General features: G+C 72.3%; 25 protein-coding genes and 1 tRNA gene. 13 read left to right on the top strand and 13 right to left on the bottom strand.

What is annotated here, in order from left to right:
* Positions 1 to 2 precede the first annotated feature (2 nt).
* Positions 3 to 863, bottom strand: coding sequence for a TerD family protein (locus tag ACI2LY_RS16425; protein ID WP_404707728.1), 861 nt, complete (start codon positions 861 to 863; stop codon positions 3 to 5).
* A gap of 188 nt (positions 864 to 1,051) precedes the next feature.
* Here ACI2LY_RS16425 and ACI2LY_RS16420 point away from each other — a divergent pair, with 188 nt between their 5' ends.
* Genes ACI2LY_RS16420 through ACI2LY_RS16410 form a run of 3 tightly spaced genes read left to right on the top strand, consistent with a single transcriptional unit; the run spans position 1,052 to position 5,560 of the window.
* Complete coding sequence (locus ACI2LY_RS16420) at positions 1,052 to 2,227, top strand: HpcH/HpaI aldolase/citrate lyase family protein (RefSeq protein ID WP_404707727.1); 1,176 nt, start codon at positions 1,052 to 1,054, stop codon at positions 2,225 to 2,227.
* Between the two features lie 58 nt (positions 2,228 to 2,285).
* Entirely contained in the window at positions 2,286 to 4,727 is a 2,442-nt protein-coding gene (locus ACI2LY_RS16415) for a phosphoribosyltransferase (RefSeq protein ID WP_404707726.1), read from the top strand.
* Positions 4,727 to 5,560: an HAD family hydrolase gene (locus ACI2LY_RS16410; RefSeq protein ID WP_404707725.1), complete on the top strand. Its 834-nt coding sequence runs from the start codon at positions 4,727 to 4,729 to the stop codon at positions 5,558 to 5,560. Before ACI2LY_RS16415 ends, ACI2LY_RS16410 begins: the two co-directional genes overlap by 1 nt.
* Positions 5,561 to 5,616: 56 nt before the next feature.
* Here the strand turns inward: ACI2LY_RS16410 and ACI2LY_RS16405 are convergent, their stop codons facing one another.
* From ACI2LY_RS16405 to ACI2LY_RS16395, 3 genes are all read right to left on the bottom strand, one after another.
* Positions 5,617 to 5,832, bottom strand: coding sequence for a zinc ribbon domain-containing protein (locus ACI2LY_RS16405; RefSeq protein ID WP_086694161.1), 216 nt, complete (start codon positions 5,830 to 5,832; stop codon positions 5,617 to 5,619).
* A gap of 37 nt (positions 5,833 to 5,869) precedes the next feature.
* Complete coding sequence (locus ACI2LY_RS16400) at positions 5,870 to 6,454, bottom strand: DUF4383 domain-containing protein (protein ID WP_404707724.1); 585 nt, start codon at positions 6,452 to 6,454, stop codon at positions 5,870 to 5,872.
* A gap of 95 nt (positions 6,455 to 6,549) precedes the next feature.
* The gene (locus tag ACI2LY_RS16395) at positions 6,550 to 7,926 is read right to left on the bottom strand and encodes a hypothetical protein (protein WP_404707723.1); all 1,377 of its coding nucleotides are present in this window, start codon (positions 7,924 to 7,926) and stop codon (positions 6,550 to 6,552) included.
* Between the two features lie 168 nt (positions 7,927 to 8,094).
* On the opposite strand from ACI2LY_RS16395, the gene ACI2LY_RS16390 reads away from it, so the two are divergent.
* Positions 8,095 to 8,166: transfer RNA gene (locus ACI2LY_RS16390), tRNA-Val, on the top strand.
* 64 nt (positions 8,167 to 8,230) lie between these two features.
* On the opposite strand, the gene ACI2LY_RS16385 is transcribed toward ACI2LY_RS16390, so the two are convergent.
* Positions 8,231 to 8,476 carry a DUF2277 domain-containing protein gene (locus tag ACI2LY_RS16385; protein ID WP_404707722.1) on the bottom strand — a complete coding sequence of 82 codons (246 nt, stop codon included), beginning with the start codon at positions 8,474 to 8,476 and terminating at the stop codon, positions 8,231 to 8,233.
* Positions 8,477 to 8,568: 92 nt separating this feature from the next.
* Between ACI2LY_RS16385 and ACI2LY_RS16380 the strand changes: the two genes are divergently transcribed.
* Together ACI2LY_RS16380 and ACI2LY_RS16375 are read left to right on the top strand one after the other, a co-directional pair.
* On the top strand, positions 8,569 to 9,483 hold the full coding sequence (locus tag ACI2LY_RS16380) for a ketopantoate reductase family protein (RefSeq protein WP_404707721.1): 915 nt from the start codon (positions 8,569 to 8,571) through the stop codon (positions 9,481 to 9,483).
* A 69-nt stretch (positions 9,484 to 9,552) separates the two neighbouring features.
* Positions 9,553 to 9,882 (top strand): hypothetical protein, encoded by a 330-nt coding sequence (locus ACI2LY_RS16375; protein WP_404707720.1) that lies wholly within the window; start codon positions 9,553 to 9,555, stop codon positions 9,880 to 9,882.
* A gap of 86 nt (positions 9,883 to 9,968) precedes the next feature.
* Here ACI2LY_RS16375 and ACI2LY_RS16370 read toward each other — a convergent pair whose 3' ends face one another.
* Positions 9,969 to 10,586 carry a DedA family protein gene (locus ACI2LY_RS16370; RefSeq protein ID WP_404707719.1) on the bottom strand — a complete coding sequence of 206 codons (618 nt, stop codon included), beginning with the start codon at positions 10,584 to 10,586 and terminating at the stop codon, positions 9,969 to 9,971.
* A gap of 243 nt (positions 10,587 to 10,829) precedes the next feature.
* Between ACI2LY_RS16370 and ACI2LY_RS16365 the strand changes: the two genes are divergently transcribed.
* Positions 10,830 to 11,336 carry a superoxide dismutase family protein gene (locus ACI2LY_RS16365; protein ID WP_404707718.1) on the top strand — a complete coding sequence of 169 codons (507 nt, stop codon included), beginning with the start codon at positions 10,830 to 10,832 and terminating at the stop codon, positions 11,334 to 11,336.
* Here ACI2LY_RS16365 and ACI2LY_RS16360 read toward each other — a convergent pair.
* On the bottom strand, positions 11,333 to 11,563 hold the full coding sequence (locus tag ACI2LY_RS16360; protein ID WP_404707717.1) for a hypothetical protein: 231 nt from the start codon (positions 11,561 to 11,563) through the stop codon (positions 11,333 to 11,335). The genes ACI2LY_RS16365 and ACI2LY_RS16360 overlap by 4 nt on opposite strands.
* Between ACI2LY_RS16360 and ACI2LY_RS16355 the strand changes: the two genes are divergently transcribed.
* Positions 11,555 to 12,223, top strand: a complete 669-nt coding sequence (locus ACI2LY_RS16355) for an FAD-dependent oxidoreductase (protein WP_404707716.1) — start codon at positions 11,555 to 11,557, stop codon at positions 12,221 to 12,223. The genes ACI2LY_RS16360 and ACI2LY_RS16355 overlap by 9 nt on opposite strands.
* On the opposite strand, the gene ACI2LY_RS16350 is transcribed toward ACI2LY_RS16355, so the two are convergent.
* Both ACI2LY_RS16350 and ACI2LY_RS16345 read right to left on the bottom strand, forming a co-directional pair.
* The gene (locus tag ACI2LY_RS16350) at positions 12,129 to 12,581 is read right to left on the bottom strand and encodes a DoxX family protein (protein ID WP_404707715.1); all 453 of its coding nucleotides are present in this window, start codon (positions 12,579 to 12,581) and stop codon (positions 12,129 to 12,131) included. The genes ACI2LY_RS16355 and ACI2LY_RS16350 overlap by 95 nt on opposite strands.
* A gap of 250 nt (positions 12,582 to 12,831) precedes the next feature.
* The gene (locus ACI2LY_RS16345) at positions 12,832 to 13,485 is read right to left on the bottom strand and encodes an HNH endonuclease family protein (protein ID WP_404708156.1); all 654 of its coding nucleotides are present in this window, start codon (positions 13,483 to 13,485) and stop codon (positions 12,832 to 12,834) included.
* Positions 13,486 to 13,872: 387 nt separating this feature from the next.
* Between ACI2LY_RS16345 and ACI2LY_RS16340 the strand changes: the two genes are divergently transcribed.
* The 4 genes from ACI2LY_RS16340 (at position 13,873) to ACI2LY_RS16325 (ending at position 18,283) form a co-directional block, all read left to right on the top strand.
* Positions 13,873 to 14,454, top strand: coding sequence for a TMEM165/GDT1 family protein (locus tag ACI2LY_RS16340; RefSeq protein WP_388993009.1), 582 nt, complete (start codon positions 13,873 to 13,875; stop codon positions 14,452 to 14,454).
* A 167-nt stretch (positions 14,455 to 14,621) separates the two neighbouring features.
* The gene (locus ACI2LY_RS16335) at positions 14,622 to 15,284 is read left to right on the top strand and encodes an HAD-IA family hydrolase (RefSeq protein ID WP_404707714.1); all 663 of its coding nucleotides are present in this window, start codon (positions 14,622 to 14,624) and stop codon (positions 15,282 to 15,284) included.
* Positions 15,285 to 15,368: 84 nt separating this feature from the next.
* The gene (locus ACI2LY_RS16330; RefSeq protein WP_404707713.1) at positions 15,369 to 16,199 is read left to right on the top strand and encodes a 5-formyltetrahydrofolate cyclo-ligase; all 831 of its coding nucleotides are present in this window, start codon (positions 15,369 to 15,371) and stop codon (positions 16,197 to 16,199) included.
* Positions 16,196 to 18,283 (top strand): DHA2 family efflux MFS transporter permease subunit, encoded by a 2,088-nt coding sequence (locus tag ACI2LY_RS16325; protein WP_404708155.1) that lies wholly within the window; start codon positions 16,196 to 16,198, stop codon positions 18,281 to 18,283. The genes ACI2LY_RS16330 and ACI2LY_RS16325 overlap by 4 nt, the downstream gene beginning before the upstream one ends.
* On the opposite strand, the gene ACI2LY_RS16320 is transcribed toward ACI2LY_RS16325, so the two are convergent.
* Entirely contained in the window at positions 18,225 to 18,770 is a 546-nt protein-coding gene (locus ACI2LY_RS16320; protein ID WP_404707712.1) for a GNAT family N-acetyltransferase, read from the bottom strand. The two genes, ACI2LY_RS16325 and ACI2LY_RS16320, sit on opposite strands and share 59 nt — an antisense overlap.
* 44 nt (positions 18,771 to 18,814) lie before the next feature.
* Positions 18,815 to 19,225: a DUF1992 domain-containing protein gene (locus ACI2LY_RS16315; RefSeq protein WP_393911027.1), complete on the bottom strand. Its 411-nt coding sequence runs from the start codon at positions 19,223 to 19,225 to the stop codon at positions 18,815 to 18,817.
* A gap of 100 nt (positions 19,226 to 19,325) precedes the next feature.
* Between ACI2LY_RS16315 and ACI2LY_RS16310 the strand changes: the two genes are divergently transcribed.
* Positions 19,326 to 19,718 (top strand): hypothetical protein, encoded by a 393-nt coding sequence (locus tag ACI2LY_RS16310; RefSeq protein WP_404707711.1) that lies wholly within the window; start codon positions 19,326 to 19,328, stop codon positions 19,716 to 19,718.
* 18 nt (positions 19,719 to 19,736) lie between these two features.
* Here ACI2LY_RS16310 and ACI2LY_RS16305 read toward each other — a convergent pair whose 3' ends face one another.
* Both ACI2LY_RS16305 and proP read right to left on the bottom strand, forming a co-directional pair.
* Entirely contained in the window at positions 19,737 to 20,408 is a 672-nt protein-coding gene (locus tag ACI2LY_RS16305; protein WP_404707710.1) for an O-methyltransferase, read from the bottom strand.
* Between the two features lie 145 nt (positions 20,409 to 20,553).
* A complete protein-coding gene (gene proP / locus ACI2LY_RS16300) occupies positions 20,554 to 21,927 on the bottom strand; it encodes a glycine betaine/L-proline transporter ProP (RefSeq protein ID WP_404707709.1) in 1,374 nt (457 codons plus the stop codon).
* Between the last annotated feature and the right edge of the window lie 150 nt (positions 21,928 to 22,077).

Genomic DNA, 22,077 nt, shown 5'->3' with positions numbered 1-22,077 from the left:
CCCTAGCGGCCGAGGAACTGCGGCCCCTGCGGTGGCAGCCGGAAGTCCGGGTCCAGCGGGGCCGCGGCGGGCACCGGCTGGGGCTGGGGGTAGCCGTAGGCGGGCGGCGCCTGCGTCGTGGCGGGCTGGGGATAGCCGTAGGTGGCCTGGCTCGCGGAGGCGGGCTGCGGGTAGCCGTAGGCGGAGGGCTGGGCGGAGACCGGTTGCGGGTAGCCGTAGGCGGGCGGCTGGGTCGGGAGCGGCGGCAGCGGCACGGGCTGCTCCGGGGGCAGCGGCACCGACAGGGACTCCTGGCGGCGCGGCTCCTCGGCCACCGCCTCCGCCTCGTCCACCGAGATGCCGAAGTCCGTGGCCAGCCCCTCCAGACCGTTGGAGTAGCCCTCGCCCAGCGCGCGGAACTTCCAGGCGTCCCCGCGCCGGTACAGCTCGCCGCAGATCAGCGCCGTCTCCGCGCCGGTCTCCGGCTTGACCTCGAACCGGGCCAGCGCCTCGGCGTCGGTCACCGAGGCGTCGTACAGCAGCACGCACAGCGAGGGGACGCGGTCGAAGGGGACGTCGTCGGCGGAGGCCACCAGCAGGATGCGGTCCACACCGGGCTCGACCCCGGCCAGGTCCACCTGGATGGTGTCGGTCAGGCCCCCGGCGACCGGCTTCTTGCCGAGCCCCCACACCGTGCCGGAGGGGTGGCGGGGCTGGTTGTAGAAGACGAAGTCCTCGTCCGAGCGCACCCGGCCGCCGGAGCCCAGCAGCAGCGCCGAGGCGTCCACCTCCGGGACGTCCTGCCCCGGCGTCCAGCGCAGCACGGCTCGGACCGTGGCGGCGTCCAGTGGGACGTTCGACCCCTTCAGCATCGCGTGCGTCATGCGGTTCATCCTGCCTTCTCGGTCCTGGCCACGACAATGCGGGGGGTGTTCTGTCGGACACGGGCGGGTAACCGGAAATTCATGCCGGCCGGGAACCCCGGACATGCGTCTCTACGTACTATTACCGGCCACCCTTTGCGGAAATCACAGACTCATCAGTTTCAGACTCGGCGCCATGAGGGAGTCCTATGCGTCATTTCGGGCAGATCGCCCCTGAAGCGCGGGAGCGTCTCTTCCACCAGGAGCCGTGCGCCTTCACCGCCGACTCCCCGGCCCGGGTGCTGTCCGCGGCCCTGGGGGCCACCCTGTACAGCCCGGCGACGCGGCCCCGGCTCGCCGCCGACATCGTCAAGCAGACCGGGAACGGCGTCGTCTCGATGGTGCTGTGCCTGGAGGACTCCATCGCCGACGAGGACGTACCGGCCGGTGAGGAGAACCTGGTCCGGCAGTTCGCCGAGCTGGACGCGCTGAACGCCCGGACCGGCGCCGAGCCGCCCCTGCTGTTCGTCCGGGTGCGCACGCCCGAGCAGATCCCCGACCTGGTCCGGCGGCTCGGCTCCAGCGTCCGGCTGCTGTCCGGATTCGTGCTGCCCAAGTTCACCGAGGAACGCGGCGTCCTCTTCCTGGAGGCGCTCGGCGCGGCCGAGACCGCCTGCGGCAGACGGCTCTTCGCCATGCCGGTGCTCGAATCGCCCGAGCTGATGTACCGCGAGTCCCGCGTGGAGACCCTGGAGGGCATCGCCCGCGCGGTCGGCAAGTACCGCGACCGGGTGCTGGCCCTGCGCCTCGGCGTCACCGACTTCTGCTCCTCCTACGGGCTGCGCCGCGCCCCCGACATGACCGCGTACGACGTCCTGATCGTCGCCTCCGTCATCGCCGACGTGGTCAACAGGCTGGGCCGGGCCGACGGCAGCGGGTTCACCGTGACCGGGCCGGTGTGGGAGTACTTCCGGGTCCCCGAGCGGGTGTTCAAGCCCCAGCTGCGGGCGAGCCCCTTCCTGGAGGTGCGCGCCGTCGAACTGCGCGAGAAGCTGATCGAACACGCCATGGACGGCCTGCTGCGGGAGATCTCCCTGGACCAGGCCAACGGTCTGCTCGGCAAGACCTGCATCCATCCCTCCCACGTCCTGCCCGTGCACGCGCTGTCCGTGGTCAGCCACGAGGAGTTCAGCGACGCGGCGGACATCCTCCGGCCGGACAGCGACGGCGGCGGAGTCCTCAGGTCCGCGTACACGAACAAGATGAACGAGGTGAAGCCGCACCGCGCCTGGGCCGAGCGGACCCTGCTGCGCGCGGAGGTCTTCGGCGTGGCCAACGAGGACATTGGCTTCGTGGACCTGCTGGCCGCCGGTGTGACCGGCTGAGCCCCTTTCCCCTCGCACAGAGCCTCTTCTTCCTCACCCCCCGAGCCGCAAGGAACGCATGAGAAACGCAGTGAACGACGGCGTCTGGTCCGGCACCTGGGTCGCACGGCGACTCGGTGTCGAACTGGAGGGCGACGAGCACCTGACCGACCTGCTGGGGATGGCGTTGCGCCGCAACCCCAAGCGGGCCCATCTGCTGGTCTCGAAGGTGCTCGGCAAGCACGTCCCGCAGTCGCCCGCCGTGGTCCACGGGCACGGGCTCCGGCTCGGCCACCGGGTGCGCGCCCTGCTCGGGGACGCGGAGGCGGCCCGCGCGGTCGTCCTCGGTTACGCGGAGACCGCCACCGGCCTCGGCCACTCGGTCGCGGACGGCCTCGCCCTCGCCCCGTACCTGCACTCCACCCGCCGCCCGGTCGCCGGGGTCACCCCGGCAGGCGGCTTCGAGGAGTCCCACTCCCACGCCACCTCCCATCTGCTGCTCCCCGAAGACCCGGCGCTGCTGGCCGGGGACGGCCCGCTGGTGCTGGTGGACGACGAGTTCTCCACCGGCAACACCGTCCTCAACACCATCCGCGAACTGCACGCCCGCCACCCCCGCCGCCGCTATGTGGTGGTCGCCCTGGTCGACATGCGCTCCGCCGAGGACGCCGCCCGGCTGGACGAGTTCGCCGCCGAGATCGGCGCCCGCGTCGACCTGGTCGCGACCGCCTCCGGGACCGTACGGCTGCCCGAGGGCGTGCTGCAGAAGGGGCAGGCGCTGGTCGCGGAGCACGAGACGGCGGGCGCCGCGCCCGCCCCGGCGCCGCACGGCGAGGTGACGCGGGTCGAGCTGGACTGGCCGGCCGGGCTGCCGGACGGCGGACGGCACGGCTTCACCCCCGACCACCGCGCCCGGCTGGAGACCGCGCTGCCCGCCATGGCCGCCCGGATCGCCGAGGCGCTGCCCGAGGGCTCCCGGCGCGTGCTGGTGCTCGGCTTCGAGGAGCTGATGTACGCCCCGCTGCGGCTCGCGGCCGAGCTGGAGCGGACCGCCGGTGCCGAGGTGCGCTACTCCACCACCACCCGCTCACCCGTCCTCGCCGTGGACGACCCCGGCTACGCGATACGCACCCGGCTCGCCTTCCCCGCCCACGACGACCCGGCGGACGGCCCCGGCGAGCGGTACGCGTACAACGTGGCGGGCGCGGGCTTCGACACCGTGGTCGCCGTCGTCGACTCCGCCGCCGACACCCCCGCCCTGCACGCCCCGGACGGCCTGCTCGCCCGCCTCGCGGCGCACGCCCCGCACGTCCTGCTCGCGGTCGTGCCCGCCCACCAGCCTCACCTTCCCGAAAGGCCGGCCATGCTGCCCGAGCCCCTCCGCGGCCCCGCCTTCTCCTCGTACGCCCCCGACGAGGTCGGCTGGCTGCTCCAGGACCTCTCCGCGGTCAGCCTGGAGGCGCCGACCGAGGAGCGCGAGGAGGCCGTGCAGAGCGGCGGCGCGCACTACGCGGAGTCGCTGCCGGTGGAGTACCAGCCCAGCGAGCGCTACCAGGCCCTCTTCCACGCCGCCCTGGACACCTCCGCCGACCGCATCGCCCGCGCGGTCGGCGTGGTCACCGAGACCGTCCTCACCGAGCGCGGCGGCACCCCGGTCCTGGTCTCGCTCGCCCGCGCCGGAACCCCGGTCGGCGTGCTCATGCGCCGCTGGGCCGAGCAGCGGTACGGGGTCGAACTCCCGCACTACGCCGTCTCGATCGTCCGGGGCCGGGGCATCGACGCCAACGCGCTGCGCTGGCTGGCCGCGCACCACGACCCGCGCGATGTCGTCTTCGTCGACGGCTGGACCGGCAAGGGTGCCATCACCCGCGAACTCGCGGACGCCATCGAGGAGTTCGAGCGCGCGGAGGGCGTCACCGGCTTCGACCCGGAGATCGCCGTCCTCGCCGACCCCGGCTCCTGCGTGCGCACCTACGGCACCCGCGACGACTTCCTCATACCCTCCGCCTGCCTCAACTCCACGGTCTCCGGCCTGATATCGCGCACCGTGCTGCGCGCCGACCTGGTCGGCCCGGACGACTTCCACGGCGCGAAGTTCTACCGCGAACTCGCGGACGCCGATGTGTCGGTGGCCTTCCTCGACACCGTCTCCGCCCGCTTCCCGGAGGTCCGGGACGAGGTGGACGCGGCCGTGAAGGAGCTGCTCGCCGAGGACCGCTCACCCACCTGGGAGGGCTGGCGGGCCGTCGAGCGGATCAGCGAGGCGTACGGCATCCACGACGTGAACCTGGTCAAGCCCGGCGTCGGCGAGACCACGCGGGTGCTGCTGCGCCGGGTGCCCTGGAAGATCCTCGCCAAGGCGGGCGCGGGCACCGACCTCGACCATGTGCGGCTGCTCGCCGAACAGCGCGGGGTGCCGGTGGAGGAGGTCGACGACCTGCCGTACACCTGCGTCGGGCTGATCCACCCCCAGTACACGCGGGGCGCCACCGGCGCCGACGGCCGGGCGGTGAACGTCTGATGACGGTACTCGTGGCCAGCGACCTCGACCGCACCCTGATCTACTCGGCGGGCGCCCTCGCCCTCACCATGCCCGACGCGCGGGCGCCCCGGCTGCTCTGCGTGGAGGTGCACGAGGCCCGTCCGCTGTCCTTCATGACGGAGACGGCGGCCGCCCTGCTGACCGAGCTGGCGGACGCGGCGGTGTTCGTGCCGACGACCACCCGCACCCGTACCCAGTACGGGCGGATCAACCTGCCCGGCCCGCCCGCCCGGTACGCGATCTGCGCCAACGGCGGCCATCTCCTGGTCGACGGCGTCACCGACCAGGACTGGCACGCCTCGGTACAGGCCCGGCTGGCCGACGAGTGCGCGCCGCTCGCGGAGATCACCGACCATCTGCGCCGGGCCACCGACCCGGTCTGGCTGCGCAAGCAGCGGGTGGCGGAGGACCTGTTCGCGTATCTGGTGGTCGAGCGGGAGCTGCTGCCCGAGGACTGGGTGGGCGAGCTGGCCGAGTGGGCCGGGGAGCGGGGCTGGACGGTGTCGCTCCAGGGCCGCAAGATCTACGCCGTGCCGCAGCCGCTCACCAAGGGCGCGGCGGTGCGCGAGGTGGCCCGGCGCACCGGCGCGGAGCTGACGCTCGCCGCCGGTGACTCGCATCTGGACGCCGACCTGCTGCTGGCCGCCGACCGCGGCTGGCGCCCCGGGCACGGCGAGCTGGCCGACAGCGGGTGGAGCGCGGCCGCGGTCGGCGCGGTGGCCGAGCGCGGGGTGCTGGCGGGGGAGCGGATCACCCGCGAGTTCCTGCGGGTGGCGCGGGGCGCGGTGGTTCCGGCCCGGCAGCCCGCGTAGGAGTACGGCGGACAGCGAAACGGCACCGGATGTCCGGTGCCGTTCTCACCTGCCGCTCAGCCGCAGCAGCCGCCCCCGCAGCAGCCACCGCCGCCGCCTCCGCCCGAGGGGGCCGGGGCGGCGGAGGAGCCGCCGACGGCCACCGCCGACAGCAGCTTGACCGTGTCGTCGTGGCCCTCGGGGCAGGTGGCGGGCGCGGCGGACTCCGCCATGGGGCGGCTGAGTTCGAAGGTGTCGCCGCAGGTCCGGCAGCGGTACTCGTAGCGAGGCATGCGCACAGGTTAGCCGCCGGACCGTGGGGAGGGGAGGTCACTCGGCCTTGGTGTCCGGCCCGGTGACGGCGCGCTTGTCCGGGGTGGTGAGGGCGGGCTGTTCGCGCTCCGCCTCGGGGTGCCGGGAGCGCCAGTACGGGTTGTCGTGCGGGAGGGACGAGCCGACCCGGCCGTACATGCCGAAGGTCATCAGCAGCAGGCCGACGATGAAGGTGAAGAACACGTTCTGGATCTTGAACGCCAGGAAGTTGTTCTCGGTGTCCAGCAGGCCCAGGTTCAGGAAGCCGCTCAGGATGAACAGCACGCCGAAGACCATGTTCAGGGTCGAGGCGAAGTTGCCGCCGATCACCATGCCGACCAGCAGGATCACGCCGACGCAGATGGAGAGCACGCTCAGCGCGCCGTTGGTGTTCAGGCCCGCCACGGTGTCGCTGCCGACGTTGAAGGCACCGATGTGGCCGACCACGCCGAGGATGCCGAAGACCAGCAGGAACAGTCCGATGAGCCCGGCGCCGATGCGGTAGACGAGGTTCAGTTTGTGGTCGACGGGCAGGTGCTCGTCGAGCACCGTCCGGCGCCGGGTGGACTGTTTGTCGTGCGAGTGCACTGCTTGTGCGGCCATGTCGCCTCCTCGGGGGCGCGTGCGGAGGCCGTCCCGTACCCCTCAATACTCACCAGCACCCCACGCACCGGCAACAGGGGCGCGGCCGTGCGGGGTCACTGGCCGGGGCCGCCGCGCTCCTCACGGATCTGCGCGACCACCCGCGCCACCGTGCTCCGCACGGCCTCGGTCTCGGTGAGGAAGTGCCAGTAGTCGGGGTGTCGGCCACTGTCCAGACCGGCGACCGCGCGGTCCAGCCGGGCCACCGCCTCGTCCAGCGGGCGGGCGTGCCGGGGGTCGGGCGCGCTGCGGCCCGTCATGGCGAGCCGCTGGGCGTCACGCAGCGCGAACCGGGTCCGCTCGATCTCCTGCCGGGGGTCCTTCTGGACGGCGTTCAGCCTGGTCAGCCGGTCCCCGGCGGCCGAGACGGCCTCGTCGGTGGTGTTCAGCAGGGCCCGTACGGTCGACAGCAGCGAGGTGGCGTCCGGCCAGCGCTGGGCGTCCCGCGCGGCACTGGCCTCGCTCAGCTTGCGCTCGGCCTGGCGGACGTTCTCGGCGGCCTGCTCGGGCACGTGCTGGAGGTCCTGCCAGCAGGCGGCCGCGAACCGGCGCCGCAGTTCGCTCAGCACCGGCTCGACCTGGCCGCTGCGGGTGGTCAGGGCCTGGGCGCGGGTGCCGAGGCTGACCAGGCGCCGGTCGATCTCGGCGGCGCGCTCCGGCAGCCGCTCGGCCTCGGCCCGGATCGCCCCGGCCTCCCGCTGCACCCGCTCGGCCCGCTCCAGCGTGGCCGTCACGCCGTGCTGTCCGGCGCCCTGGTTCAGCCGGGTCAGCTCGGGGGCGAGGGCGGCGAGACGGGCGGCGAGGTCGTCCGCGCTCAGCCGGTGCTCGCGTACGGCGTCCAGGGCGTTGCTCGCGCCGAGCAGGGCCTGCCGGGCGCGCTCCACGGCGGGGGCGAGCCGGGCCAGCTGGGTCTCGGCGGTGCCGAGGAGGGGGCCGAGGGAGGTGCTGAACCGGTCCAGCTCCCCCTTGACCCGGACCAGCTCGTCCTTGGCGGCGGTCAGCTCGGCACGGGCACGGTTCGCGGTGCCCGCGTCGAGGTCGTCGCGGTCGAGGTCCTGGGCGTCGACGGCCTGGATGTACGTCTGGCTGGCCTCGTCTATACGGCGGCCCAGCGCCTCGAAGTCGGTGACGGCGCGGCGGGCCGCGGGGGAGTCGTCGACCGCGGAGATGGTCTCGATGGAGATGCGCAGGTCCCGCTGGGCGGTGTCGAGTTCGTAGAACGCGGCCGCCGCGGCGTCCTTCGCCGCCTGCGCCTCGGCCCGCTGGCTCTCGGCCCGCCCGCCGAACCAGCGCCGGGTGCCGCCCCCGGCGAACGCGCCGGCCAGGGTGAGGGCGGCGAGTACGGGGAGGCTCATCAGGGTGAGGGCGTCGCGCACGGGGGACGGCGGGTGCGGGTGGGTCTGCGTTGCTGACGTGCCCGGTTTCGCCGTCACATCCCTCTCCCGTGCTGCGGTTGGCCCTGGGGGTGTCATTCTCCCACCCGTTGAAGACGAACACACGGCCCGGTCAGTTCACCTCTGCCCCGGCGTTTCCGGCGTTTGCGGGACACCGGCCGGGGCAAGGTAGGCTGTCGACTCGTCCCGGCCACGCGCCCGGACCACGGGTGCGTAGCTCAGGGGTAGAGCGCCTGCCTTACAAGCAGGATGTCGGCGGTTCGAAACCGTCCGCGCCCACAGTGAGAAGTGGCAGGTCAGAGGCTTGCGACGGCCCTCCGGGAGTGTCCGGGGGGCCGTTTTTTCATGGTCGTCCGCCGACCGGCTCCTCCCGTACCGGCCGCCCCCGCACCTCCAGGGTGTCCAGCAGCTCCGCCGTGGCCCGGGCGACGGCGTCCACGGCGCGATCGAACGCCTCGCGGTTGTGGGCGGCGGGGGCCCGGAAGCCCGAGACCTTGCGTACGTACTGCAGCGCGGCGGCGCGGATGTCGTCCTCGGTGGCCTCACCGGGCAACACGGGCGGCCGCAACGTCTTGATACTCCGGCACATGTGTCAAGTCTCCTCCCACCGGGCCGCGCGTGAACGATGATCGCTCCAGGCGGCCACCGGATCTCGGGGCCGACCGATGGAGAGGACACCTCATGACGAACAAGCCCACCATCGCGATACTGGGCCCCGGCGGGGTCGGCGGCCTGCTCGCCGCCCTGCTGTCCCGTTCCGGGCACCGGGTGATCTGCCTGGCGCGGGAGGGTACGGCGGAGGTGCTGCGCCGGGACGGAATCCAGGTGCGCAGCGGGCAGTTCGGGGACTTCGGCGCGGCCGTGGAGGCGGACACCGAGCTGCGCGAGCCCGTCGACGCCTGCCTGATCACCGTCAAGCACACGACGCTGGACGCGGCGCTGACCCGCGTACCGCCCGCCGTACTGGGTGACGCCCTGGTCGTACCGCTGCTGAACGGCGTCGAACACCCGGCGAGGCTGCGCACCGTCTACGCGCCCGAGCTGGTCGCTCCCGCGACGATCCGCGTCGAGTCCACGCGTACCCCGGCCGGGGCGGGCGAGGGTGTGGTGATCGAACACGGCAGCCCCTTCGCCGAGGTCGACCTCGCGGGCGCGGCGACGGTACGGCCCCGCTTGGACGCCCTGGCGACGGCCCTCTCGGCGGCCGGGGTGACGACGCGGGTGGTGGACGACGAGACGGCGGCCCTGTGGGCCAAGATGGCGTTCCTCGCCCCGGCCGCCCTGCTCACGACGCGGTACGGGGTCCCGATCGGTGAGATCCGCACGCGCTACCGCGCGGAGCTTGAGGCCCTGGTGGCCGAGACGGCGGCGGTCGGCCGGGCCTGCGGTGCCCCGACGGACCCGGCCGGGTCCCTCGCCCGCTACGACCTGTTCCCGGCGGCGGCCAAGTCCTCGATGCTGCGGGACGCGGAGGCGGGCCGGGCCCTCGAACTCGACGCGATCGGCGGGGCGTTGCTGCGCGCGGCCGACCGGCACGGGGTGGCGGTGCCGGTGGCGGCGCGGTTGGTGAAGGAGCTGGGCGGCGGCATCGGCTGAGGCCACTCGTTCGAATGAACTGCCCGGCGAAGCTCGCCACTGAAAATCGAACAGGCGTACCATTGCCGTGTGCCTGCGTCCCATGAATTCCCCAGTGACCTGCTCGCCGGGCAGGAGGAGCTGCATCAGATCAGGGCCGAGCTGTCGGCCCTGCTCAAGCGGCTGCCCTGGTCGGTCGTGCCGCTGGACGGCTTCACCGACGACACCGGCTGGCGCAAGATCGAACGCCCCGCGTCCCCCGGCTGGACCCCCGACGAACAGGCCGAGGTGGAGAAACTCCGCCGCCGCGAACACGAACTGTCCGTCTTCATCACCGGCCACCGCTACTGGACCGAGGTAGCCGTCACGGACCGCGTCCAGGCCCGCGCGAAGCTGAAGCACGCCCACGAGGAGGAGTAGCTCCGGGTCGTCCGGAGCCAGCCGCATAGGTGTCGCGTCCGTCTGCCCCGTGTGCGCCGACGTGGCCCGGTTCGCGGAGTGTCCGCTCAGGACTCCGCGGGCTGTCGTCGCATGAAGTACGCCGCCACGGCGCCCGCGCCGCACAGGGCTGCCACCGAGACCGCCGTCGCCAGCCAGGCTGTGCCCAGCCAGCGGGTGCCGTAGTAGCCGAGGGCGGCGCTGTAGGCGGCCCAGGAGAGGCCCGCGAGGGCGGACCAGGGGACGAAGTCGCGGGCGCGGCGGTGGGCGGCGCCCGCGCAGAAGGAGACGACCGAGCGGCCGGCGGGGGCGAAGCGGGCGAGGACGACCAGGGCGCCGCCGCCGCGCGACAGCGCCTCGCCGAGACGTTCCTGCGCCTTGGTCAGCCGTCGGGAGCGGGCGATGGCGCGGTCCAGCCGCTCACCGCCGCGCCAGGCGAGGCGGTACGCGACCAGGTCGCCCAGTACGGAGGCCGTCGTCGCCAGCAGGATCAGGACCAGGATGTCCGGCACGTCGTGCGGGACCTGGCCCGCCGCCGCGCCCGTACCGGCCGCCGCCGCGGTGGCCGCCGCGATGACCAGGACACCGCTGGGCAGCACCGGCAGGAAGACGTCGAGCAGGACCGAGACGGCCACCACGGCGTAGATCCATGGACCGGCGGTCAGTGACCCCACGCTCTCCAGCACGATGACTCCCCGTCGTTCCCCCGATTACAGCCATACAGCGTACGCCTGACCCGTGACAGGAGGTTCATGGGGGGACCAAGTGATCAACACAACATGTTCACGTCACCAGGGTGAAGGACCGCCCCATAGGCCGCGTTTCACCCATGCGGCGCGCCCATGAGGCGGCCGGGTCTCATGTCGCTTACCAACATGTGGGGAGCGACTACGGCTTCGGCGACGGCTACGGGAAAGAAGGTGTGCTCCATGCTGGCAACCCTGAGCGTGGTGGCGGCGGCGGTGCTGTTGGGCGGCACCACCAGCGGCTACACCGTCGACGCCGAGGGCCGGTTCGCGCCGCCCACCGCCTTCATCCCCTCCGCGGCGGTGACGTACGACCAGTCCTATGTCCCGGCCGCCGCCTCCATCCGGGTACGCCAGCACACCGGCGCGGGCGGTGTCACCACCATCGACCTGCTCATCACCGGCGTACGCCCCCATCACTCGTTCGGGGCGTCGGTCCACCAGCGTCCCTGCGGCGCCCTCCCCGCCGACTCCGGTGCCCGCTACGAGAACCAGCCCGGCGCCCCCGACGACAACGAGGTCCGGCTCGACTTCACCACCGACGCCCAGGGCGCGGGCGCCGCGAGCGACCGGCACACCTGGGGGCTACGGCGCGGGGAGGCCGCCTCCGTGGTCATTCAGGACCGGCTAGGCGACGGCGCCACCCGTGTCGCCTGCTTCACCGTGCCCTTCGGCTGGGTCACCGGCTAACCGCGCAGCGCCGACGCGAAGATGCCCGGCAGTGCTCGCCAACTCGGGCGCGCGGCGAAGGCGGTGAGGCGGCGTCCGGTCGTCGCCGCCGTCCGGTTGTCCACGAACCATGGCGGCTTGGGCATCAGCGGCCGGCCCCCGCTAAGTAGGGTGCGCGGCGCCGGACGGAACGGCCCCCGTACGACGGTGCGTTCCACCTGGTCCAGCAGCAGCGCGTTGTGCACCACACCCCGGCCGCTCCGCACGTCGTCCAGACGCGCGCCGAGGGCCCGGGCGGTACGCGGGTCGACGATGATGTTGGCGCCCAGGGGGCCATCGACCTGGACGACGCACTCGGCGTCACCCTGGACAACTCCCCGCCGGAGGGGTCTTCGGGCGTCCTGGTCGGCTTCTTCGAGGGCGCCCACGCCCGCCGCGCCGCCCTGCTGCCCGCCGCCGAGCGCCGGGCGGCGGCACTGGCCGCGCTGGTCAAACTGTTCGGCCCGGAGGCGGCCGAGCCGGTGGACTACGCCGAACTGAACTGGATGGACGAGGAGTTCACTCGCGGCTGTTATGGCGGCCGCCTTGGCGCGGGCGTCTGGACCCAGTGCGGCCATGCCCTCGCCGAGCCCTGCGGACGCGTCCACTGGGCGGGCGCGGAGACCGCGGATGTGTGGAACGGCTATATGGAGGGCGCGGCGGGCGGCGGCGGAGGTACTGGGACTGCTGGGCTGAGGGGGGGGCGTCACCGCCCGCACAGCACACATGGGGCGGAACCATATGTGGTCCCGCCCCATGTGTCGTACCCGACCCTCAGGCCGCTATCGGCTCCCGCGTCCGCTCCTCGGCCGGAGTCACCCGGCGGGCTGCCACCACGCGGTCCAGGCCGAAGGCGCCCGAGCCGGTGAAGATCAGCAGGAAGAAGGTCCAGCAGAACAGGACCGACAGCTCGCCACCGTTCTGGATGGGCCAGAACGCCGCCTGCTGGTGGACGTCGAAGTAGGCGAAGGCCATCGAACCGGAGGCGATCAGGGCGGCGCCGCGGGTGCCGAGGCCCAGCAGGACCAGGCCGCCCGCGACGAGCTGGATCACCGCCGCGTACCAGCCGGGCCAGGTGCCCGCCTCGATCGTGCCTCCGTGGGTGCCCGCGGCACCGCCGAGGACGCCGAAGAGCGAGGCGGCGCCGTGCACGGCGAACAGCAGGCCGATGACGATGCGGAAGAGCCCGAGCGCGTAGGGCTGGGCGGCGTTGAGGCGTGCGGACATGGGGGGAGGTCTCCTCTTTCGGGGCCGGATGTGGGGCGGCGGGTACCGAACGAGGACCTAGGTTAGGTATGCCTCACTCATACTTGCAAGTTCAACATTCAGCCATGATCGTGACGGGTGAGGCCGAAGTCGCACGGGTGGACCCCCGGAAGTCGCGGGAGAACCCCCGAGAGTCGTGCGGGACCCCCCCGGGAACGCCGACGGCCCGCCCCGGCCGGGTGGCGGGGCGGGCCGTCGGGGCGGGTCGCCGTCAGCAGCCCGACAGGTAGCTCGTCAGCGCGCTCTTCTCGGCGGAGTCCACCGAGAGGTTGTAGTAGTACTTCACCTGCACCCACGCCCGGACATAGGTGCACCGGTACGAGGTGAGGCTCGGCATCCACGTGGCCGGGTCCTGGTCGCCCTTGGCCTGGTTGACGTTGTCGGTGACCGCGAGGAGCTGCGGCCGGGTGACGTCGTTGGCGAAGCCCTGGCGCTGCGCGGTCGTCCATTTGCTCGCGCCGGAGTCCCATGCCTCGGCCAGCGGGACGAGGTGGTCGATGTCCACGTCGGAGGCCGCGCCCCAGGTCGCGCCGTCGTACGGGGAGTACCAGCTGCCGCCGGTCGCCACACAGGCGGAGTCGGTGGTGACGTTCGTACCGTCCCGCTTGAGGATGTACTCGCGGGTGTTGCAGGTGCCGCTGATCGTGATCCAGGTCGGGAACAGGTCCCGGTTGTAGCCGGTGCGGTTCTCGGTGGCCACGGTGAGCTGCGAGAGGTAGCTGCGGGCGGTGGCGCCGCTGACCGGGGTGGGCAGGGCGGCCGAGGCGCTCGGTGAGTTGAGCAGGGCGGCGGAGGCGAGCAGACAGGTCGCCGCGGCGACGACGCCGAGCCGTCGACGCGCGTAGAACCGGGACGAGCGGGACATGCGGAACATATGAACTCCCTTGTGGGGTAGGAGTGTTGGCGGGCAGGCAGGGGAATGCTCGCCAGGCGGCGTTGCGGTGGGGTGAGCGCCCGGTTAGAAGCTAGTGACGCGTTCATGACACGACAAGGTTCACGACGGAACTTTCACGTCCCGTACGATGGACGGTGCAGAAGGGGAGTAGCTCTTCGCCGGACCGTCGACATACTGCTCAGCGAGCCTGAGCCGGCGCCCGGAGGCGGAATCCCGTGGGACCCGCCAGCGAGACCTTCGGCAAGCAGTGCACGCCCGTGCCACCAGGCGCGGGTGGACCGTGTGCTGCCGTGCCGAGGTGTCTCACGCGCTGCTCAGCGCGACTCTCGGTGGGGTGGCCCGACCGATTGAGGAACCTTGATCAGTATCACCGTGACGGCGCTCGTCTTCGGCGTCATCTTCCTCGCCGAACTGCCGGACAAGACCGCGCTCGCCGGTCTCGTCCTCGGCGCCCGTTACCGCGCCTCGTACGTGTTCGTCGGCGTCGCCGCGGCCTTCCTGGTGCATGTCGTACTGGCCGTCGCGGCGGGCAGCGTACTGACCCTGCTGCCGCAGCAGATCGTGCACGCCCTCACCGGCGTCCTCTTCCTCGGCGGCGCGGCCGTGCTGCTGCTGAAGCGGGACGAGGGCGAGGAGGAGATCAAGAAGCCCGCCGACCAGTCCTTCTGGAAGGTCGCGGGTACGGGCTTCATGCTCATCCTGGTCGCCGAGTTCGGTGACCTCACCCAGATCATGACCGCCAACCTGGCCGCCCGCTACGACGACCCGCTGTCGGTCGGCCTCGGTGCGGTGCTCGGCCTGTGGGCGGTCGCCGGGCTCGGCATCGTCGGCGGGAAGGCCCTGATGAAGCGGGTGCCGCTGCGGCTGATCACCCAGATCGCGGCCCTGCTGATGGTCGGCCTCGGCGTGTGGAGCCTGTACGAGGCGATCGTCGGCTGAGCCCGGCCGGTCCGGCTCGCGGGAGGCGTGGTGGCGGGATGCGGTCCGCGTTTTGTACCGTAGAGGAACAAAGTGGCTCCCGCCCGCTTCCCCTGACCGGCGGGCGGGGCCGCCTTGTCCCCTTCCGGGCCCCCTCCCACGGGGGCCTCGCGTCTTTGGAGCTGCCGATGGCCACCGAACCCGTCGTTCTCACCGCCCGCGCCCTCCTGCTCGACATGGACGGCACCCTCGTCAACTCCGATGCCGTGGTCGAGCGCATCTGGCGGCGCTGGGCCGCCGACCAGGGGCTCGACGGCGACCACGTGATGAGCGTCGTGCACGGCAGGCAGGGGCACGCCTCCATGGCGCTGCTGCTCCCCGACCGCCCGGTCGAGCAGAACCTCGCGGACAACGCCCGCATGCTCGCCGCGGAGACCGCCGACATGGACGGCGTGATCGAGGTCCCCGGCGCCACCGCCTTCCTCGCCGCCCTCACCGGCACCCCGCACGCCCTGGTCACCTCCGCCGACGTGGCCCTCTCCACCGCGCGCATGGCCGCCGCCGGGCTCCCCCTCCCCGCGATCCGCGTCACCGCCGAGTCCGTCGGCGCCAGCAAGCCCGACCCCGAGGGCTTCCTCAAGGGCGCGGCGGAACTCGGCATCGACCCCGCCGACTGCGTGGTCTTCGAGGACTCCGGCGCGGGCATCGCGGCGGGCCGGGCGGCGGGGATGCGCGTGGTGGGCGTGGGCCCACGCGCCGCTCAGCACGGGCCGGACGTGACGGTACGGGACCTGACCGAGGTGCGGGTCACGGCGCTGCCCGACGGCCGGGTTCAGCTCACGGTGGGCTGAGTCCGAGAGGGTCCACGGGTCGCTCGACGGTGGTGGACACCGAGCGACGGCGTCCACTCCCGTGCGGCGGTTGATGGAGGCGGCATGACCGACGACCACATGTTCACGGACATGGACCGCGAAAAGCAGCGCGTGCGTGAACGCGTCTGGGGCGCGCTGGACGCGGGTGGGGCCGTTCGTGACGACACCGCGTACGGGCGCATCCCGGACTTCGTCGGGTCGCGGGAGGCGGCTGCCGCGCTCGGTGGGCTGGCCGTCTGGAAGCAGGCCGGGGTGATCAAGGCTGTGCCCGACAGGGCCCAGCTCCCGGTGCGGGCGCTCGCGCTGGCCGAAGGCAAGACCGTCTTCATGGCCGTGCCCAGGCTCGCCGACCGCCACCCCTTCTATCTGCTCGACCCCACGGCCCTGACCGTCCCGCCGGAGGAAGCGGCCTCCAGCCGGGTCGCCGCCGTCATCGCCCCCAAGGTGGGTGTGGACGCCCTGCGCCCCGTGGACATGGTCGTGCTGGGAAGCGTCGCCGTGAACCGGGCCGGGGTGCGTATCGGCAAGGGCGCCGGTTACTCCGACCTGGAGTTCGCCTTCCTCACCGAGGCAGGGCTCATCGGTGACCACACCGTCGTCGTCACCACCGTGCATCCGCTTCAGGTCCTCGACGAGGAGCTGCCCGCGACCCTGCACGACGTCGGCGTCGATGTGATCGTGACGCCGGACGAGATCATCACCTGCTCCTCGCCGCACCGGCCGTCCGGGCTGATCTGGGAGCACCTGGACGCGGCGAAGATCGCTTCCATCCCGGTGCTCGCGGCTTCCCGTCCCCCATACGGCCGTACGCGAGCCACGCCCGGCTGCCCTGCCGTACCCCCGGTCCCCCCGTCCCCGAACGCTTCGTCCGCCCCCGCCCCCGACAGGCCATAACCCCTCCCACCGCCGACCATGGAAGCCGGGCATCCGAGCCTCGGGAGGTCTTCATGGCCCTGGATACGCATGGCGCTGCCGAGGAGGTGCGCCGGGGTGAGCGCGTGAGCGGGAATGTGCTGGTCTCCATCGGGGCTCTGTTGCTCGGGCTGCTGCTGGCCGCGCTGGATCAGACGATCGTGTCGACGGCGCTGCCGACGATCGTGAGCGATCTGGGCGGGCTGGACCATCTGTCCTGGGTCGTCACGGCGTATCTGCTGGCGTCCACCGCGGCGACCCCGCTGTGGGGGAAGCTCGGGGACCAGTACGGGCGGAAGCGGCTGTTCCAGTTGGCCATCGTGATCTTTCTGATCGGGTCCGCGCTGTGCGGGATGGCGCGGAACATGCCCGAGCTGATCGGGTTCCGGGCGCTCCAGGGGCTCGGGGGCGGCGGGCTGATGGTGTTGTCGATGGCGATCGTCGGCGACATCGTCCCGCCCCGTGAACGCGGCCGGTACCAGGGGCTCTTCGGGGCCGTGTTCGGTGCGACCAGCGTGCTCGGGCCGCTGCTCGGCGGGCTGTTCACCGAGCACCTGAGCTGGCGCTGGGTGTTCTACGTCAACCTGCCCATCGGCATCGTCGCGCTCGTCGTCATCGCCACCGCCCTGCACATCCCGCGCCGCACCGAACGGCACACCATCGACTACCTCGGCACCCTGCTGATCGCCTCCGTCGCCACCTGTCTGGTGCTGGTGGCCTCGCTCGGCGGGACGACCTGGCCGTGGGCGTCGGCGCAGATCATCGGGCTGGCCGTGGTGGGCGTGGTGCTCGCCGTCGCGTTCGTCGCGGTGGAGCGGCGGGCCGCCGAACCGGTGCTCCCGCTGGGGCTGTTCGGCATCCGCACCTTCACCCTCGCCGCCGTGATCAGCTTCATCGTCGGCTTCGCCATGTTCGGCGCGATGACCTACCTGCCGACCTTCCTCCAGATCGTGCACGGCATCTCGCCCACCATGTCCGGCGTGCACATGCTGCCGATGGTGGTCGGGCTGCTGCTGACCTCCACCGTCTCCGGGCAGATCGTCAGCCGTACCGGCCGCTGGAAGGTGTTCCCGGTCGCGGGCACCGCCGTCACCGCGCTCGGCCTGCTCCTGCTGCACCAGCTCGACGAACGCAGCTCCACGCTGGAGATGAGCCTGTACTTCTTCGTCTTCGGCCTCGGGCTCGGCCTGGTCCTCCAGGTGCTCATCCTCATCGTGCAGAACGCGGTGTCCTACCAGGACCTCGGCGTCGCCACCTCCGGCGCGACCTTCTTCCGCTCCATCGGCGCCTCCTTCGGCGTCGCCATCTTCGGCACCGTCTTCTCCAGCCGCCTCGGCGACAAGCTGACGGAAGCCTTCCGGGGCGTCCGGCTGCCGCCCGGCATCTCGCCCGACGCGCTGGAGGCCGACCCGCGCGGCATCGGCGCGCTGCCACCCCCGCTGCGCCCGGCCGCGCTGCACGCCTTCTCCTCGTCCATCACCGACGTCTTCCTCTACGCGGCACCGGTCGCGTTCGCCGGTTTCGTGCTGGCCTGGTTCCTCAAGGAGGACCCGCTGCGCGGCTCGGTCACCGCGCCGGACGCCTCCGAGACCATCCCGCCCAACCCGGTCCACCGCTCCTCCTACGAGGAGGTGTGCCGCGCCCTGTCCACGCTCGGCACCCGCGAGGGGCGGCGGGAGATCTACGAGGAGATCACCGCCCGCGCCGGGTACGACCTGCTGCCCGCCGCGAGCTGGATGCTGCTGCGGATGCGCAGGAACGGCCGCGTGGAGCCGTACATGCTCGCCGAGCGCTGTCCCGTCCCGCTCAGCACGGTGCTGGCCGCCGCCCGCCAGGTCGAGGAACGGCGGCTGGCCGCGCGCGACGGGCTGGAGCTGTCGCTCACCCCGGCCGGTGCGGAGGTCGCCGAGCGGCTGGCGAAGGCCCGCGAGGACTCCCTGTCGGAGCTGCTGGGGGACTGGTGGGAGCCCGGACGGCCCACGGATCTGGTGCAGTTGGTGAAGGAACTCACCGCCGAGCTGTGCGGGTCGGCGCGGGAGCGCCCGCAGGTGCGGAGGCCGGGCTGAGGTCCTTGGTGAACCAGTGCTCGGCGTACGGGTCCTCGTTGTGCCGTTCCGTCTCGGTGTAGCCGAGCCGGGCGTACAGGGTGCGGGCCTCGACCAGGTCCGTGCGGGTGTCCAGGATCATCCGGCGGGCGCCGAGCGCGCGGGCCGCCTCCTCGGCGGCGCGGACCAGCGGGGTGGCGCCGCCCCGGCCGCGCGTGTCCTCGTACAGGAAGACGCGGGTCAGTTCCGCCGTGTCCGGGGCGAGGAGGCGTACGCCCGCCGACCCGGCCGGGGCGCCGTCGCACCGGGCCACCAGCAACTCGCCGGTCGGGTGGGCGAGTTCGGCGCCGGTGCGGGCCGCGATCTCGCGCTCCAGCTCGGCCGGGTCCGTGCGGTGTCCCTCGTGCAGGAGGTACCAGCGGTCGCTGACCTCGGTGTAGTAGGCCCGCCAGAGGGCGGCGGCCACGGGGGAGTCGTACGGCTCCGGGGCGATGGTCCACGTCGTCATGCGGGCCATCCCAGCGGGGCGCGCGGGGCGCGGGCAAGCGGGTTTCAGGCGCCGGTGCCGCGTCGGCGCCGCCACTCGGCGACGACCTCGTCCACGTCGTACGGCTTCTTCCCCAGCGGCGGGCCCGGCGGCGGCCGGAACATCATGTCCCGGATCTTGACGTTGACCGCGGTGATGATCTCCCGGACGCGCCGCTCCGAGGGGGCCGCGTACGCCGCCGCGAGCGCGTCCTCGGCCTCCTTGCGCAGGGCGAGCGACGGGGGCAGCACGGCCAGGCCCTCGCGGGCCATCTTCCGCTTGACCCACCACAGTTCGTCGTACGCGCCGTCCAGTCCGGCGGGCAGCGGCTCGCCCGTGCCGGGCAGCTCGTCGAACTCCCCGCGGCGCTGCGCCGCGTTGATCTGGTGGTCGACCCAGGACTCGAACGGGACACCCGGTGGCTTTCGCTCGGTCATGACCCCCATTGTGCCGGACGTGGGCGAGCCGGGCGTTCTATCATGCGGCGGCGGTGCGGCGATCTGGGGCCCGCACCAGGAGGCTTCAGGGGGAACTCGCGTGCTCGAACTCACCATGGCCGCCGTCTCGAGCGAGGACGCGGGTGCCACGGCAGGCATGACCATGGCCGAGGCGCCCAGCGAACCGGGCGCCGCGCTGCGCGTGGGCCGGGACGGCGCCGTGTGCCGACTGGTCACCCCGGAGGACTGGCTCTTCGTCTCCCGGGTCCATCTGGAGTTCCTCTGCGGCCCCGACGGCGGCTGGCAGCTCTCCTGGCTGCACGGCTCCCAGCCCGACCCCTCCTCCGAGGTCCGTCTCACGGTCGGCGAATACGCCCAGACCGTCCCCTACGGCGGCACGGTCCGCCTCCCCCGGGGAGCCTCCGGCGAGGTCGTCGTCCAGGACCGCACCGCCCCGCGCAGCGTCAACGTGGGCTTCTACCACGAGGCGTGAACCGGCTGCGTGAACCGGCTACTCCACCACCCGCGCCAGCGCGAAGCCGTCGTAGCCCTTGGCGCCCACCGTCTGGAGGGCGGTGCCGGTCAGGCGGGGGTGGGTGGAGATGAGGTCGATGGCGGTGCGGGTGCCGGTGATGGCGGGGTCGGTGCTGGTGGCGTCGGTGACCTGGCCGCCGCGGACGACGTTGTCGAGGACGATCAGGCTGCCGGTGCGGGACAGGCGCAGCGCCCACTCGACGTAGTGCGGGTTGTTCGCCTTGTCGGCGTCGATGAAGACCAGGTCGAAGGGGGCCGGGTTCTCGTCGGCCAGCTGGGGCAGGGACTCCAGGGCCGGGCCGACCCGCACGTCCACCATCCGCTCCAGGCCCGCCCGCGCGATGTTGCGGAGGGCCACGTCGGCGTGTTTCGCGCTGTGCTCCAGGGTGACCACCCGGCCCTCCGCCGGGAGGGCGCGAGCCAGCCAGATGGTGCTGTAACCGCCGAGGGTGCCGATCTCCAGCACCGTCCGGGCGCCCTGGATCTGCGCCAGGAGCTGGAGGAACTTGCCCTGGGTGGAGGTCACCGCGATGGACGGCAGCCCGGCCGCGTCCGAGTCGCGCAGGGCCGCCAGCAGCGCGTCGTCGTCCGGTGCGAGACGGCTGGCGAAGTAGAGGTCGACGTCGTCCCACCGCTGCGACTCGCTCATGCGTGTGCTGCCTTTCCCGAGTGTCTGCCCAAGGCCCTCTGCCAGGGTCCATGGTGCTCCCTCCGGATGGTCCCAGCGCCGCGCCCCGGAAAGACAGAAGTGGGCGCGGGAACCGTACGAACGGTTCCCGCGCCCAGTTCTGTGCTTACTTGGCCTCCACCGCGGGCGGCGAGCCCGGCAGCGGGCGTCCGGCGGACTCGCTCATCCGCCACACCGCGAAACCACCGATGACGGCGGCCGCCATCATGTAGTACGCGGGCATCATCAGGTTGCCGGTCGCGCCGATCAGCGCGGTGACCACCAGCGGGGTCGTGCCGCCGAACAGGGACACCGAGACGTTGAAGCCGATCGACAGCGAGCCGTAGCGCACCCGGGTCGGGAAGAGCGCCGGGAGCGCGGCGGGCATGGCCGCGGTGAAGCAGACCAGCAGCAGACCCAGCGCGCCCATGCCGAGCGCGACGGCGAGCAGGCTGCCCTGGCGGATCAGCAGGATCGCGGGGATCGACAGGAACAGGAAGCCCGCACAGCCCGCGGCGATGACCGGACGGCGGCCGACCCGGTCGGTCAGGGCGCCCGCGAACGGCTGGACGATCATCATCAGCGCCATCACACCGAGGACGACCAGCAGACCGTGCGTCTCGTCGTACTTCAGCTCACTGGTGAGGAAGCTCGGCATGTACGACAGCAGCATGTAGTCGGTGACGTTGAAGACCAGCACCAGGCCCATGCACAGCAGCAGCGACTTCCACTGGCCCGTGACCATCTCGCGCAGCGGCACCTTCGGCCGGTTGGTCTCGGCCTTCTCGACCTCGGCGGCGAACGCCGGGGTCTCCTCCAGGCGCATCCGCAGGTACAGGCCGATGATGCCCATCGGACCGGCGATCAGGAACGGGATGCGCCAGCCCCAGGAGAGCAGGTCGTCGGTGGAGAGCAGGGCGGTCATCAGCGTGACCAGGCCCGCGCCGCCGATGTAACCGGCCAGCGTGCCGAACTCCAGCCAGCTGCCGAGGAAGCCGCGCTTCTTGTCCGGGGCGTACTCGGCGATGAAGGTCGAGGCGCCCGCGTACTCACCGCCGGTGGAGAAGCCCTGCACCAGACGGGCCGCCAGCAGCAGCAGCGGGGCGCCGACGCCGATCGAGGCGTAGGACGGGATCAGGCCGATGGCGAACGTGCCCGCCGCCATCATGATCATCGTGACGGCGAGGACCTTCTGGCGCCCCACCCGGTCGCCCAGCGGGCCGAAGATCATGCCACCCAGCGGGCGGACCAGGAAGGCCGCGGCGAAGGCGCCGAACGTCGAGAGGAGCTGTGCAGTCGCGTTCCCGGAAGGGAAGAAGACTTTGCCCAGGGTGACCGCGATGTAGCTGTAGACGCCGAAGTCGAACCACTCCATCGCGTTGCCCAGCGCGGCCGCCTTGACGGCACGCTTGACGAGTGCGGGATCGGTGACCGTCGGCTCTGCCTGGGTCTTCGAGGTCCGAAGGTTCTTCGGACGGGGACTGACAGCGGTGGCGGCCAAAACGGAACTCGCCTGCCTTTCGACGGGGACACGGGCAACGCCGGACGACGACGGCGATGACGTGCGTCAGGCAGAAAAGAGACGATAGGAGAGTTTGGACCCCTTACGTCCTGCGAGCGGAACGTTGCATTCTGCAAAGAAACCAGCTCT

Source organism: Streptomyces sp. NPDC002176 (assembly GCF_044903645.1).
GTDB lineage: Bacteria > Actinomycetota > Actinomycetes > Streptomycetales > Streptomycetaceae > Streptomyces.
The sequence above is the reverse complement of the archived record's forward strand: the minus strand, read 5'-3'. Positions and strand labels throughout refer to the sequence as shown.

Excerpts from the sequence above, each read along its gene's own strand:
- ACI2LY_RS16350 (WP_404707715.1), bottom strand. The coding sequence starts at position 12,581 with ATGTCCGCACGCCTCAACGCCGCCCAGCCCTACGCGCTCGGGCTCTTC.
- ACI2LY_RS16410 (WP_404707725.1), top strand. The coding sequence starts at position 4,727 with ATGACGGTACTCGTGGCCAGCGACCTCGACCGCACCCTGATCTACTCG.
- ACI2LY_RS16345 (WP_404708156.1), bottom strand. The coding sequence starts at position 13,485 with ATGTCCCGCTCGTCCCGGTTCTACGCGCGTCGACGGCTCGGCGTCGTC.
- ACI2LY_RS16335 (WP_404707714.1), top strand. The coding sequence starts at position 14,622 with ATGGCCACCGAACCCGTCGTTCTCACCGCCCGCGCCCTCCTGCTCGAC.
- ACI2LY_RS16330 (WP_404707713.1), top strand. The coding sequence starts at position 15,369 with ATGACCGACGACCACATGTTCACGGACATGGACCGCGAAAAGCAGCGC.
- ACI2LY_RS16425 (WP_404707728.1), bottom strand. The coding sequence starts at position 863 with ATGACGCACGCGATGCTGAAGGGGTCGAACGTCCCACTGGACGCCGCC.
- ACI2LY_RS16415 (WP_404707726.1), top strand. The coding sequence starts at position 2,286 with ATGAGAAACGCAGTGAACGACGGCGTCTGGTCCGGCACCTGGGTCGCA.
- ACI2LY_RS16385 (WP_404707722.1), bottom strand. The coding sequence starts at position 8,476 with ATGTGCCGGAGTATCAAGACGTTGCGGCCGCCCGTGTTGCCCGGTGAG.
- ACI2LY_RS16365 (WP_404707718.1), top strand. The coding sequence starts at position 10,830 with ATGCTGGCAACCCTGAGCGTGGTGGCGGCGGCGGTGCTGTTGGGCGGC.
- ACI2LY_RS16320 (WP_404707712.1), bottom strand. The coding sequence starts at position 18,770 with ATGACGACGTGGACCATCGCCCCGGAGCCGTACGACTCCCCCGTGGCC.
- ACI2LY_RS16400 (WP_404707724.1), bottom strand. The coding sequence starts at position 6,454 with ATGGCCGCACAAGCAGTGCACTCGCACGACAAACAGTCCACCCGGCGC.
- ACI2LY_RS16315 (WP_393911027.1), bottom strand. The coding sequence starts at position 19,225 with ATGACCGAGCGAAAGCCACCGGGTGTCCCGTTCGAGTCCTGGGTCGAC.
- ACI2LY_RS16420 (WP_404707727.1), top strand. The coding sequence starts at position 1,052 with ATGCGTCATTTCGGGCAGATCGCCCCTGAAGCGCGGGAGCGTCTCTTC.
- ACI2LY_RS16305 (WP_404707710.1), bottom strand. The coding sequence starts at position 20,408 with ATGAGCGAGTCGCAGCGGTGGGACGACGTCGACCTCTACTTCGCCAGC.
- ACI2LY_RS16380 (WP_404707721.1), top strand. The coding sequence starts at position 8,569 with ATGACGAACAAGCCCACCATCGCGATACTGGGCCCCGGCGGGGTCGGC.
- ACI2LY_RS16405 (WP_086694161.1), bottom strand. The coding sequence starts at position 5,832 with ATGCCTCGCTACGAGTACCGCTGCCGGACCTGCGGCGACACCTTCGAA.